The sequence below is a fragment of the Paenibacillus sp. JDR-2 genome (genome assembly GCF_000023585.1).
GTDB lineage: Bacteria > Bacillota > Bacilli > Paenibacillales > Paenibacillaceae > Pristimantibacillus.
The window spans coordinates 2,165,764-2,180,000 of the sequence record NC_012914.1; the positions used below are offsets into that span (position 1 = coordinate 2,165,764).

A 14,237-nucleotide genomic window follows, 5' to 3' on the forward strand; every position below is an offset into this window, starting at 1 on the left:
CCGTGATGAATCAATGGGAAATGCCTAGCCTGTTAAGGCTTGAGCAAGGGGAATCGGCAAAAGTAAACGAAGGCGCCGTAAACACGCTGGCTATTGGACTGGAGCTTTCGGAGCTGCTTGAAGGGGAATGGATTGTTGCGGGAAATGAAAGCGGAAGAGCTGCGGTACGCATCTATTCCGCTCGCGGGGCAGAAATGGAAGCGTTGTCAATCTGTGTGGATTGTTACACCGATGCAAGAGAAAAGCCTATACGGTTATCCGTTCCTTGGAGCGCGATAGGCGATGGCGAACATTCGATCCTTTGGCAATACGGCGGTCATTTTGCCCGTTTGTACGTGGATGGCGTATTGGTTGACGAAGATTGGCCGATGGGCTCATTGCTGCTGGACGGCGTTGTGCAAGTGCATGCCCACAAGGGGGTGCGGCAGGCAGGAATCTGGCGCGAGCTCTCATCTTCCATTAGCGCTGAGCCAAGCTTGATTGACCGGTATTTAGGGAAGGAACCGGAGTCTATCCAATACTGGAGGCCAAGAGGTTTCAATACCGGCGTTGGCGATTGCATGCCGTTCTTTGACGGACAGAACTATCGAATCTACTATTTGTTCGACCGCCGCGGGCATGCAAGCAAATGGGGGCTAGGCGCGCATCAATGGTCGCAGATCTCTACCTCTGACCTGCGCAATTGGGAGCATCATCCGATGGCCGTTGCCATTACGGAGGAAGGGGAAGGCTCCATCTGCACCGGTTCTGTTTTCCGCAAGGATGAACGCAGTTACTATGCCTTTTATGCGGTTAGGGCAGTCGACGGTTCGCCTGCGCAATTAACTTACGCGGTAAGCGAAGACGGAATCAGCTTTGCCAAGACGGGACGTAGCATCGGGCTTTCAGACCGGTATACGCTTCCGTCGGTTCGTGACCCTCATGTATTTCAGAGTGAAGACGGCAAGTACCATATGCTGATTACGACAAGCCTGATCGACAGCGGCAAAAATAAAGGGTGTCTGGCGCATCTCGAATCGGATGATCTGGAGAACTGGACGGAGCTTGAGCCTTTTATCGTTCCCGGCTATCATGACGAGCCGGAGTGCTCGGACTGCTTCGAGTGGAACGGCTGGTATTATCTTATTTTTAGCAATGACGGAACGGCTCGTTACCGGTATGCCCGCGATCTGAACGGACCTTGGCTGCGGCCGGCAATGGATGTGTTTGACGGTCCGCAATGGCGGGTGCCGAAGACGGCGGCTTTCCCGGGAGACCGGCGAATTGCTGCAGGGTTTCTCTCGTCCCCGGGCAAGTACGGCGGAGAACTGATCCTGCGGGAAGTCGTGCAGCAGCCTGACGGATCCTTAGGGTTCAAGTTTGTGCCGGAATTGATGGAGCAATCAACCGCAGCGCCGAAGTTGCTTGAGGCGTTCCGTTTGGAAGGAGGTTCCGGATGGGCGGATAAAGCTGCCGGACAGCCATCGGAATCCTATAGGCTGTCCTTCCAGGCGAAGCCTGAGGAACAAACGATGTACTTCGGATTTTCCGTAGCCGATTCTTCTAACTATGCTTCTGGCTACGACGTGCGTTTTGAGCCGTCGCGGAGAAAAATCGGGATTCACCGCATTCATGCTTCTACCTTGCAAGAAGATGAACTGTCCTCCATTTACGATGTGGATGGCCTGGATCAACCTCTTTCGGTTGAAGCCGTCATTAAGCCAGGCTGGATCGATTTATGCGTAAATGGTCATCGGACGCTTATTTCCCGAATCGACATGCCATGCGGGCATCTTCGTTTCTTCGCTCAATTCGGTTCTGCCGAGTTTGCTTCCATACAGATAGAAGGGACAGAGGAGGCAGCCGGGCGGGAGGGGCAGGATGACTAGGCTGGGGAGGATAGCCAAGGGCTGGGCTTTAGCGCCATTATTTATCTGGCTGCACTCAGCGCCGTTAATCCGGAGCTTCACGAGGTTGCTATCGTAGACGGAGCGTCCAAGCTGAAACGGATCCGGATCATCATTATGTTCATTCTTGGGATCGGCAGCATCTTGTCCGTAGGCTGGGAGAAGGCTTTCTTAATGCAGCAGGGGATGAACCTGAAGGCCTCCGAGATTATTTCTACCTATGTCTACAAAATTGGGTTATTAAATGCGCAGTACAGCATGGCAACAGCCATCGGCCTGTTTAATTCACTCATTAACTTTACACTGCTAATTCTGTCAAACAGCTTGTCCAAGCGGGTGATGGGAAGCAGCCTGTGGTAAAGGAGGATGAAAATGAAGGCGCTTACAATTAATGATCGTCTATTTACGATCTTTATTTACAGCCTGATGGCGCTTATCAGCATCAGTATTTTATACCCGCTGTATTTTATCGTCGTAGCTTCGTTTACGGATCCAAACGTTGTAAATAATGGCGGTATTCTGCTCTATCCTTCCAAGTTACTTTGACGGATATAACAAAATATTCGAATACAAACCGCTTTGGACCGGTTATGCCGGTATTCTACAAGGACGTTTGGGCAACCGGTTCGCTCCGGGTGCGGAGACGACAAGAGCGGAAGCCGTTACGGTAATTTTGAGAGTTTTAGAATTTATGGAGAAGTAAGCTAGCGGGGCAGCCTCTCATTCTTCGATATGAAGAAGGGGCTGCCCTTCTTTTTTCTATAGCTTCTTATCGATAGCTCAATTGAAACGATGAATAGGAATCCCTTCTACGATCAACTCCATACTTATCTTGTAGACTTGTTCAGGGATTGCTCCGAAAAGAGAGTATTGCTGTGAGGCTGCTTCCAAGGAAGTAGCCTCATTTTTTTCTATTTTTCGTTCAAAGCAGTCTATGAAACTTTTCTGCATTCCTATCAGTCAAGCGACTGGCTAGGAGTTCGGAACAGCGACATACACCTTAAGCTGTGTCGCCATGATCCATGGGCCATACCTACATGTATCTGAGGATCAGTGCTTTATTCATGGCCTTTAACACTGCAAAGCTATGACGGTTTTCGGATTCGGTTATCTGGATTACTTAGCCAGTTGAAGCCGGAATTAATTGTCGAATTATCATAGAGATAATTGAATAAGGTAAAAATTAGGGGGATTTAGTAGAAGAAAGTGGTATAATGGTCTTGATTCTATCGTCCTAGTAAACGATGAACATCTATTAATATGAACGTTTAAGAGTTATTTAGATAGACAGTCAATGTCCATGGATGTCTGATACATTATACACGGAGTGAGAGAATGAAAAGGGAAAATGATCAAGGGGAATTGAAGTTCAAACGTATGCTTATTTTATATGAGCGTTTAACAAGAGGCCACTACATACAAAAACAAGCCTTTGCTGATGAGTTTAACGTTAGTAAGAAAGCAATACAACGTGACTTAGAGGAAATGAGGTTCTTTGTAGAAGAATATTTCCAAGGAGAAAAGGTCCAAATCAAATATATAAAGGGGAAAGGTTACTTTTTAAAACGTGAAAATTCTACTCGGCTAACGGGTGAGGAAGTCATGCTGTTATCGAAGGTATTACTAGAGAGCAGAGCATTTCCTAAATCTGAAATGAAGGAAATGTTAGATAAGATTATTGCTCAGTGTGAAGACTCGAGACAAGCGCAAGTTTATAAAGCAATCCGAAATGAAAGTTTTTTGTACCAACCGGTTGGTCATAACAAGCTTCTATCTAAAACAATTGGTGATCTCAACTCAGCTATTTCTGAAAAGAGAACCGTAACACTTCACTATATGCGCTCGGGTGATGTAGAACCGGTTACTAGGCTACTGGAGCCGCTAAGTATTTTATTTTCAGAATATTATTTTTACCTAATTGCGAATATCAGCGGCTTAGAAAAAGAATATCCCGCCGTTTACCGATTAGATCGCATTCAATCCTATTCCATTGAGAACCATCATTTCCGAACCGATGAGAAGACCCGTTTCCAAGAAGGGGAGTTTCGCAAACAGATTCAATTTATGCAGATGGGAAAGCTGATGCATGTGAAGTTTCGCTTTTGGGGCCATTCTATTGAAGCCATAACGGATCGACTCCCGAATGCCATTGTCAACCAGCTGCCAGATGCCTCCTTTTTAGTCGAAGCTAAAGTATTTGGCCGTGGCATTAAGATGTGGTTACTAAGCCAGGCTGAATTTGTAGAGGTAATCGCGCCGCTAGAGCTAAAAGAGGATATGGCGACATCCATTAACAAAATGGCAAGTTACTATCGATAGATTATGAAGTGAAGATTTAATCAACTACAACAAAGCGAGCGTGACTGAATGGCTTATATCTATACAACGCTGGGACTGGTTCTTGTTTTTATTTGTTGCGTTCTAATGGGTTTTATTATGAATAAAAGTTTGAAACTGATTAAACTGCGAATGATTGCTCCTTTCTTCATGCTGATTTCATTAATGGCGATGTTACAAGAAGAAAAACCATGGAACTATCTTTTTTTCATTGGACTTTTCTTTCTAACCATTTGGTCCATTATACGTGCGGTCTACATCCGCTTTATATTAAAGGGAATTCTGTATGCGGAAGAAAAGATGGATACAATGTGGGGATTACTATATACCATCTATCTCTTGTTCGGTATTGATTTAAAGGGTTTCCCATATAGGTGGCTTGAGCAGCAGTTACATATAAAAGTATATCCAGAGGCAATTACGGTCATCGGTTCAATTTTGGCATTCGTAATTGTTTTTAGAAGCTTATCTGCAATCCTTCGTCCTTATAAACAATTAATAAAGCGTTTAAAACCAGACACTCCTATTTTAAAGCCAGCGTTAATCACTCTACTTTCAGATGTAGTTCCAAGTCGGAGATATGAGAGAGAAATATACATAGAGGCGATTATCGAGCGATTAAAAATGAGAAAGAAGTTATTCGAGTTGGAGAGAGAAGGAAAAAAATACTTGCTCAATAAAAAAACGGCTGCAAAACATAATGTAACTCACACAGGATTGAGTTCAGAGTCGATTACCTCTCAAGCGTTTGTGGCTGCAGGGTACGAAAACATGGCAACAAAAATGAAGGTAGACACGGAGAGGGAATGGCCTGAAAAGATCGATGAGAAGCAACAAACTTTGTCATTACTGAGACAAAACTTCAGTGTACATCCTCTACATGGTCAAAACCGGAACATCAAACGTAATTATCTGCTTTTGCTTTTCGGTTATTTGGAATTAGGCGAAAAGCATAGAGCTGCATTGGATCACCTGCAAAATCAGTATGCAAAGCTTATTGGCCTAGATGATGAAGTGGAATTTAATACGATTCTACAGATGATTAGACTACATAATAATCAGAACCTGATGGACGATGCGTTTAGAGACATAAAGAAATCACGTGTAAAAGTTCGAGGATGGAAGTTTAGCTCTTTTACATTAAAGCATGCCTTGTTTGCTGAATGGCTGTTTTTGAGTAACAGCCTTGGTGGAGTTGCTCCTGAGAACAAATTGGTCACTTTGCTGGCCCAGCATCTTAACATCCGGACTTCTGATTATGCCAATATGGTTGCTTTTTGTACTGCTCTTCAAGCAGGTGAGTTCAAAGCGAGCCAGTTATTATTACAAGCAAAATTCAGGCCATCTGTTAGGGCTCAGTTGAGGCATCTCTATCACCGGGCTTATGTGAGTAACCAAATCGCATATGGCAAGCATCATCGTACTGCAGTCATTGCAACGATGAGCGCAGGTAAGTCCACGTTCATTAATGCTATTTCAGGGATAAATCTCTTACCCTCCAAAAGCCAGGCTTGTACGGCAAAAATTACAACTCTACTGGTTAATAACGAAATCGATCATCGTTTTGGAGTTGCAGTAGAAAAGACAGGAGTTCAAACGTACAAGGGAATCATTGATCCTAGTACGATCGAAAACTGGAATCAGACGGACGAAATAGAAGCGTTGTATGTGGAGGGGCCTATGCATGGTATTGCCATGGATGGCATCATACCCGTTTTAATTGACACTCCTGGTACAAATAACTCACTCGATTCTACGCACGGCGAGATTACATATCGTTTTATGCAAAAGCAGGAATTTGACTCCATTGTGTACTTAATTAATGCCACTCAAATCTCTACGGATGATGATATTCATCTTCGCAAGAGGATGATTGAGATTTGGAAAGAGGGAGGGGGAAAACAAGAAATCCTCTTTCTACTAAATCGTATCGATGAGTTTGATCTCGAAGGAGAAGACGATGTTGCTCAATCCGTCAGTCAGCTTGTCAATGAGTTGAAGGCCAGTGGTATCGAGCAGCCGAAAGTAATCCCGGTATCTGCTTATGCAGCTAAACTATTTCGAATGGCGATATCCGGTGTGAGTATGAGTAAGAAGGAAAATAAGGATTATGAAGCCTTCTGTCGGTTATTTATTCAGGATGCTGTTGATTTTACCTCGTATGCATTTCCTGTCTTAGGAAGGGACAATGAACCTGATGAGAGAGAGAGCGAGGCGGAGGGGTCCGTAAGCACACACCAACTTGAACTTGCAATAAAGAGAACAGGGATAAAACTAGCAGAGCGAACAATAGCCGAATGGGCAAAACAACATAGAGGAGAATAGAATATGGCACAAGTATTTTTTAAGTATAACCCTTATAAGCTGGAGTCATTTATTACCTACAACGATAGAGAAATCTCTGAGGATAGTAAACTATATCCGAATTTAAATGAAAGATTACAAGTGTGGATGGATCGTCTTGTTCCTATTCTGAAGGAAGAGTGTAACGATGAGGCGATTCACATCAAATTCCATGGGACATTTCTTGATTATCAGGACCTGCAAGGAGTCATTAAAGAAGCTTCTAACAGTGATGTGTCTTTCACAATAGAGCATATTCCAGCTAAAGAGTCCGATGATAAGTTCCGTGACTTAGTTCAGTTATTTGACGAAATGCAGGATGGCCCTTTTGAGGATTTAAAAGAAGAACAAATTAAAGCGAATTTTAAAAAAGCACTTGGTTCGGAGTTTGAGGTAAGTGTGATTGCAACAATGAGTTCAGGAAAATCCACTTTAATTAATGCCATGCTGGCCCAGGAATTCGTTCCATCTAAGAATGAGGCGTGTACGGCGACCATTGCCCGGATTAAAGATGTCGATGGTATGTCTGGATTTTCGGCTGTTTGTTTAGATAAAGATAGAAATGTTTTGTTTGAGGAAGAGCAAGTCGATTTAGAAGCGATGAAGCGATTCAATGAAGACGAACGGATATCCTATATTGAAGTTGCTGGCGATGTTCCTTTTATCCATACTCGTAAGACGAATTTGATTATGATTGATACACCGGGGCCAAACAATTCACGTACTTCAGATCACCGTGACCACACATATAGATTAATTCGAAATGAAGCCAAACCGATGGTTCTCTATGTGCTTAACGCAACACAACTAGCTACTGATGATGATAAAAAACTACTACGGATTGTGGCCGAAGCGATGAGCGTCGGTGGAAAACAGTCTAAAGATCGTTTTATATTTGCGGTTAATAAAATTGACGAGTATGACACTGAGCGGTCTGACAGTATTGACGATGCCCTGCAAAATATTCGAAATTATCTTGCGGAATGCGGTATTGAGAATCCGAATGTATTCCCGATATCCGCTGAAATGGCCAAAGTCATTCGTCTTTACAAAAAAGGTGGAGTGCTCACACGAAAGCAAGAAAAAACACTGGGAGATTATGATCTCTTTAACGATATGCCGCAAATGCATTTAACACAGTATGCAAGTATTCCTGATGTACGAAAAAAGGAAATTGAGGAGAAAGCAAGGCTTGCTCGAGAGCAAGGTGATATTTATGAAGAAGCCCTTATTCATTCAGGTGTACCGGGAATTGAAGAGGCTATTAATGAATATCTGGACAAGTATGCTGTTACGGCTAAGGTGAAAAATGCCGTTGATACTTTCCGTAAGAAAGTAGAAGAGAAACGGATGCTCGATCAACTTTTAAAAGAAATTGAACATAATCATGGTGAGCAAGAGAAGATAAATGCAAGAATGGAACACGTTGAAACACAATTAAATGAAGGAAAGGCTATGGAGAAATTTAAGGACAAGATTAATAATCTTTCTTTCGATTCTAAGAACAGCCATATAAAAGACATTCGTAAAAAAGTGGAGTTGAATCTAAAAGGAAAAGCATCGGATAAAATGACAGTGAACGAAGTAGAGGCTGCCATGTCCAAATTAATCCGTGAGATAAATCACCTTCAAAGTGATGTAACTACAGCACTTGAAAAATTAGTTAATGATGAACTACGAAATGAGGCAGAGCGGCTTGTTGCGGAATATTCGGCGTACATTCAAACCTTAATTCAAGATAATGAGGTAAGCGTCGACAGTTACTTAGGTGAAAGCCGTAATTTTGTTCTTGGTAACCTTCCAGATGGTTCCGATCTCATAGATGCCTTTAAAAGGACAGAGAGGGAAAAGGTTGGCGAGGAATGGGTGAGAAATGAGAATAAAAAAGTCTATAAGCCTTGGACTTGGTTCCAAAAAAGCGGAGAATACAAAGCGGTTTACGAGAACAGGGAATACGTGGACGGTAATCAGGTATTCGATGAATATTTAAAACCAATTCGAGGCGAGTTTTATGAAAATCTTGATCATGCAGAAAAGCATTTAAAAGAAGAATCGAGGAAGTTGAAAGAATTCTTCTTACAAGAACTTGAAAAGCTAGATGCGGTGATTAAGAAGAAGGTAGCCGAGTTAAGGAATCTGACCGGTGACAGCCGTGCCTTAGAAGAACGAATCCGAGAAGACCGACAGAAAATGGTATGGCTTAACAGCTTTATTTTGAAGTTAGACTCTATACTCGAAATATAAGGATGGATACTTATGTGGACAACAAATGCTTATCTGCAAGATGCAATCGCAAGTAAGAACTATATCCGGATTCATAATGAATTGTGCAGCATTATACATAAGGATCCTGTCTTTCGTACAGGTGACTTTGAAACTGCGCTCCAATATGTAATGGGCTTTATTCCTGATGTGATTAAGGAACATGATAATGCGCCTCCTTTAGAGCGTGAGTTGTGGAACGATGATTATTGGGCTTTGGTCGTCTCAGAATTGATGGACAATTTCTCGCTCAACAGGATTGAACATGTGAAGCAGGTTGGGCGCTATTTAAAGGGATGGACAAATACGGCTACACATGTACAATCTCCAATTAAAAAGGAAGAAATAAGAACGAAAACGCCTTTAAACCATCATAAACCGCTGGTTTCATCTCATTATAAACCTGTAGTTCGTGTATCTTCAGGTCGCTTTCCAAGTAAAGGGAATACTCGAAAAAAGATTGGAGCCGCCACATTAGTAGCAGGCATAGTAGTCGCGGGAGTAGCGGCGATTGGGTTCAAAAAGATGGCACTTGTGGCGGGGGCAGTCATACTGATTGGCGGAGCATTGTTCATCATGATGGGCAAACGCAGATAGAGCGAGATTTACCTTTGGCTAAAAACGAGCAATTGTATAAGGAAAGCATGAATCTTGGATTAATAAAAGGCCGCAATCACGGAGGGAATATAGATGGACAAGCTTGATATTCGGCAGGAAGAGCAACTCATGCAATCCTTTGATCTAGCCGATCATATCGTGATGAAAAAGTATCTGGCAGAATTGACGGATTATGAAGTTGTTCCGATGGATGAATTAAAACTTACACAGGCAATTGGAGAATCAGCACGCTTATTTAAGTTAGATAAGATTGTCTATGACCAGAAAGAAATCGTCCTGGATAAATTGACCACGGTGTATAATGCTCTAGCCGGCAGCAAAGGTTCGTTAGTGGTTGTGATTAAGAGCGATGGCGCTAATGCAGATTTCTATATCGGGACCAAAACGGACTTTAATCCTGCAACGCTAGCGGCAAGTCAGAACACCTTGGAGAAAGCGTTCAAAGGTAATTTCTCTGGCAGTGAGTTGAAAAAGCTTAAGAATCAACACGTTGAGGACGTTATGGATAGTATCTTCCATTCTTCCTATGAGAGTAGCATGAATCCGGTATCTGCTGTTTCCGGTGTGGCCTCTTTACGTAATCAGGATAAAAATTATTTTGTCCAAGGCATTGAGAAATTACTAGATGCCATGAGAGGCGAAAAATTCTCCCTTGTCTACATCGCTGATCCGGTTTCTCATAACCAGATGGATGAGATTCGCAGCGGGTATGAAAATTTATATACACAGCTCTCACCATTCGCAGCAAGTGATCTTCAGTTCAGTGCCAATGAAAATACGATGGTTACGGAAGGTCTCACAAGTGGGTTCTCCGAGACGGTTACCGAGAGCCTATCAAAGACGAATGCAACCACCGAGAACAATAATCGTACATCGAACCAGTCTATAAATAGAGGTCGTAACCTTATTTCAACCCTCTTTACGAAAGTGGTCGGAGGAAAGAATAGCACGTCTAGCAACGAAGGTCTCACTACGGGGTACTCCTCGTCACGTACAGAAGCAGAAACGTATGGAAACTCCAAAATGAACTCTTCTCAAGAGTCAACTTCTAAAGCCATAAGTGATGGTACGGGAAGAAGTTTGCAACTTAAGATGACAAATAAGGCCGTACAATCCTTACTTGAACGCATTAATGACCAATTGCTCCGATTAAAAAAATCAGAGGATTTAGGTTTATGGAATTGCGCAGCTTATTTTGTTGCAGAAGATGTCCAAACCGTAAAAATTGCTGCCAATACATATAAATCTCTCATGCGTGGAGATAACTCAGCTGTAGAAAGTGGCGTTGTTAATACATGGGATAATAAGAATAAGAACAGCCTTATTCAGGTTTCCAATTATATTGGGAAACTCGTTCACCCACTCATTAATCTGGGGAGCAAATACGCGGAGTACGCGCAGCAGGTTACACCTGGAACGCTTGCTAACGGGCATGAATTAGCCATCCAAGCAGGTTTGCCAATGAAGTCGATTGCCGGACTACCGGTTATTGAAACAGCTGAATTTGGACGTAATGTGAGTGTTTATCAAGCACAAACGACTAAGCGATCCATCACTTTAGGCAACATCTTTCATATGGGGGCAGTTGAGCCAACGTCGGTCGAACTGGACGTTGATAGTTTAGCTATGCACACCTTTGTAACAGGATCTACGGGATCTGGTAAATCCAATACGATTTATCAATTGCTAGATAAGTTGAACCAACATGATGTTCGTTTTCTTATTATTGAACCCGCTAAAGGCGAATACAAGCATGTGTTTGGCGGTCGACCTAACGTGAACGTATTAGGGACTAATCCTTTAGTATCTGATTTGCTCAAAATAAATCCTTTTGCTTTTCCAGAAGGTATTCACGTTCTTGAACATATTGATCGTTTAATCGAGATTTTTAATGCTTGTTGGCCGATGTATGCGGCCATGCCAGCTGTGCTGAAAGAAGCTATTGAAACCGCTTATGAACGAGCAGGGTGGGATATGGAGGATTCTATTAACTATAGCGGCCATAACGTATATCCAACCTTCGCTAAGCTTTTAGAAGTACTTCCGGAAACCATTCGTTCTTCCGAATATTCGCAGGAAGTAAAAAGCAATTATACAGGAGCACTTGTTACTCGTGTGAAGTCTATGACCAACGGGATTAATGGCCGAATTTTCTCTAGTGTTGAGACAGAAGAAGCTGTTTTGTTTGATCAGAACTGTATCGTAGACTTAAGCCGAGTCGGTTCTTCAGAAACAAAAGCTTTAACTATGGGTGTACTTGTCATGAGACTCCAAGAATACCGTGCTGTTAGCGCTAATGGTATGAACAGTGCATTAAAGCACGTTACTGTCATTGAAGAGGCTCATAATTTGCTAAGAAGGACTTCGCTTGAGCAGTCCCAGGAGGGAAGTAATCTTCAAGGGAAAGCAGTCGAAATGTTAGCGAATGCGATTGCTGAAATGAGGACATACGGTGAGGGATTTATTATTGCTGACCAATCTCCAAACTTACTAGATATGTCTGTTATTCGGAATACGAACACGAAATTAATTTTAAGACTACCTGATGCAAGTGATCGGATGCTTGTAGGCCAAGCGGCAAACTTAGATGACAAACAAATTAGTGAGTTGGCTAAACTGCAAGTTGGGGTGTCAGCTATTTATCAAAATAACTGGCTTCAACCGGTTCTCTGTTTGACTGATCCATTTAAGGATATACAGCCTTATGTGTTTACTCCTCCTGTGGTAAGTCAAAAACAAGAGGATCGGAGGATGATGGGACAACTAACTCAGCTTTTATTAGCGGCAAGAACCGATAATAAGCCTGAACGGGAAGATCGACTTGAAATCGATCCGCTATTGAGCTGGTTGACGAAACAGCCTATTCCTTCAACGGTTACAGCTACCATAGAATTACAACTTCAACAGTTGATTCAACAGGGGAGCATGAATGTATGGAGGGAAGAGGAATTCCATTCACTATCCAAAATGGTTTCTGATTTATATAACGGTTCAAGTATAATGGCTTCCGCGAAAAAAGCGGCTGATATGCCGGCGTGGAACGAAGAAATATTGCGGTCTATTCGCTATATCTCTGAACTTTCGCAAATCCAAGCTGTTGAACAGGCTGTTATTCAATGTTTACTAAGAGAAAATGCTGCCGAGGACGAAGAGGCCAAACAGTTTTATTTCCTTTGGGTTGAAGATGTGAGAGAGAGGACGATTGTATGATTGCAGAAATGGTAAAAGCAATTTCGGAAGGAGCCAAAGAAGGCTCGAAAGAAGTTGGAAGAGAAGGGCTTTCAGGTAATACAAGCGTTCCCGACTTTGCCAAGAATGCAAAGGCAGAATCAATTACATCTTTTGAAACTGCAGATAAGCCACTTCATAGTTCAATAAACGAGACCAAAGATTTATCGGAATTAGGAGATCAATATACACAAGATCTTCGTGATCTCTCGCCTTATCCGGAGACGATTGAACCTGTGGATTTAACAAGTTGGGAGAAAGTGAGTTCAGAGGAAGTTGCCGAACAGCGAATGGAATTTCGTAATGTTAAAAATTCGCTAATTGAGGAATGGGAAGCACAAACAGGTGAAACTTGGCCGACATACGACAAAGATATTTTTTCGAATAATGGTATTAAAATCAGAAGCGCTGGCGATCTTTATGATGCCCATCATATTCGACCACTTGAATTTGGCGGGAAAAACACTTTTGATAACCTAACACCGCTGCATGCGGAAGTTCACTATGACAGACAGGGTATCCATGCACCCGGTAGTGTGTTTCAACAGATTGGTGAAGCTTTAAAATAACAAAAGACAGGAGAATGAACAATGGACTTAGCGCAGTTTTTAGCTCAATTTAAAATAGAGAATACACCAGACCTCGTAGAAACCTTGCAATTAATTGAAGAGAAGTACAGTTGCAAACCAGACGGAGAAGTAGTTCAAGTGTTGGAATTGGGGGAATCTGCTATCTATCAAGGCGAACCTTCAATACGATTCATGGGTAGAACGGAAATATTAAATGCGGATGCATTTTTACATGTCGACTTTATTGATCGCGGGTTGCTACCGTTGTTTGATCTGTATGAGAATGACTTTATATGTTTACGAACAGTAGATAAGCAGTTTAGTGTTTTTAATATTATTGATTACACGGAGTTCTACGCGACTCCTGCTTTATCAAACTTATTGGTTAAGCTTGGTTTTGAGATATAACATTCTTCCAAACCTTCGAGGTTGTCATTTTATATATTTATATTCAAGGTGTTGAAGTCCTTCTAATTGTGAGTATTGGATGGAGAAATACTTAAACCGATGGACAGGTGACATTGGTTCTATATACTCAGCGTCAGTAAGGCCTTCAATGACCCAATACCGTTGAAGTCGTTACGTTGCCCAAGAACACTTCATTCAATAAAAAAGGTACCAGAGAGCAAACAGGCGTATTGTACATTAACTACGTCTGTTTGCCTTTTTAAGGCGGCTAAACCATTATAACAAGTAAGATGTGATATACTTCCTGTATACGAATGGAAAGGGACGGTGAAAAGGAATGAATGGAATGCAAGACCTTAGTAAGTTCATTAAATTAACCGGTGATAGGGCTAAATTGGACGCTAAAGCAAATGGTACCTACATTGTATACAAAACACATGAAGGTGAGTTTGTGAAAGAGTATAGTAATGGTCAGATTGAAACAGTGCTCAAACAAGGTTCGAAACATGAATGAACCACTAGCAACTATGTTTGTGTTCGCAGGTAATAACGGTAGTGGTAAAAGTACAATCCGTAATCTTATTAT

Annotated in this window: 12 protein-coding genes (1 of these 12 running past the window's edge); all 12 read left to right on the plus strand. The window is 42.3% G+C overall.

The window, feature by feature from the left end; genetic code table 11:
* Nucleotides 1-5: 5 nt before the first annotated feature.
* On the plus strand, nt 6-1,868 hold the full coding sequence (locus tag PJDR2_RS09425) for a glycosyl hydrolase (protein WP_015843437.1): 1,863 nt from the start codon (nt 6-8) through the stop codon (nt 1,866-1,868).
* Nucleotides 1,869-2,003: 135 nt separating this feature from the next.
* The gene (locus PJDR2_RS09430; protein ID WP_190276186.1) at nt 2,004-2,246 is read left to right on the plus strand and encodes a hypothetical protein; all 243 of its coding nucleotides are present in this window, start codon (nt 2,004-2,006) and stop codon (nt 2,244-2,246) included.
* A 12-nt stretch (nt 2,247-2,258) separates the two neighbouring features.
* Entirely contained in the window at nt 2,259-2,432 is a 174-nt protein-coding gene (locus tag PJDR2_RS33105; RefSeq protein ID WP_015843438.1) for a hypothetical protein, read from the plus strand.
* Nucleotides 2,433-3,221: 789 nt separating this feature from the next.
* Nucleotides 3,222-4,205, plus strand: coding sequence for a helix-turn-helix transcriptional regulator (locus PJDR2_RS09435; protein ID WP_015843439.1), 984 nt, complete (start codon nt 3,222-3,224; stop codon nt 4,203-4,205).
* A gap of 48 nt (nt 4,206-4,253) precedes the next feature.
* Nucleotides 4,254-6,548 (plus strand): dynamin family protein, encoded by a 2,295-nt coding sequence (locus PJDR2_RS09440; protein ID WP_015843440.1) that lies wholly within the window; start codon nt 4,254-4,256, stop codon nt 6,546-6,548.
* A 3-nt stretch (nt 6,549-6,551) separates the two neighbouring features.
* Entirely contained in the window at nt 6,552-8,810 is a 2,259-nt protein-coding gene (locus tag PJDR2_RS09445; RefSeq protein WP_015843441.1) for a dynamin family protein, read from the plus strand.
* A 12-nt stretch (nt 8,811-8,822) separates the two neighbouring features.
* The gene (locus PJDR2_RS09450; RefSeq protein ID WP_015843442.1) at nt 8,823-9,425 is read left to right on the plus strand and encodes a hypothetical protein; all 603 of its coding nucleotides are present in this window, start codon (nt 8,823-8,825) and stop codon (nt 9,423-9,425) included.
* A gap of 93 nt (nt 9,426-9,518) precedes the next feature.
* Complete coding sequence (locus PJDR2_RS09455; protein WP_015843443.1) at nt 9,519-12,656, plus strand: ATP-binding protein; 3,138 nt, start codon at nt 9,519-9,521, stop codon at nt 12,654-12,656.
* The gene (locus PJDR2_RS09460; protein WP_015843444.1) at nt 12,653-13,243 is read left to right on the plus strand and encodes an HNH endonuclease signature motif containing protein; all 591 of its coding nucleotides are present in this window, start codon (nt 12,653-12,655) and stop codon (nt 13,241-13,243) included. The genes PJDR2_RS09455 and PJDR2_RS09460 overlap by 4 nt, the downstream gene beginning before the upstream one ends.
* A 21-nt stretch (nt 13,244-13,264) precedes the next feature.
* Nucleotides 13,265-13,651: a hypothetical protein gene (locus tag PJDR2_RS09465; RefSeq protein ID WP_015843445.1), complete on the plus strand. Its 387-nt coding sequence runs from the start codon at nt 13,265-13,267 to the stop codon at nt 13,649-13,651.
* A 337-nt stretch (nt 13,652-13,988) separates the two neighbouring features.
* A complete protein-coding gene (locus PJDR2_RS33110; RefSeq protein ID WP_190276187.1) occupies nt 13,989-14,165 on the plus strand; it encodes a hypothetical protein in 177 nt (58 codons plus the stop codon).
* Nucleotides 14,158-14,237, plus strand: partial view of a zeta toxin family protein gene (locus tag PJDR2_RS09470; RefSeq protein WP_015843447.1) — the 5' end (the start) only. 523 nt of this gene lie beyond the right edge of the window; the window shows 80 of its 603 coding nt (coding positions 1-80); the start codon lies at nt 14,158-14,160; its stop codon lies off the right edge, out of view. Before PJDR2_RS33110 ends, PJDR2_RS09470 begins: the two co-directional genes overlap by 8 nt.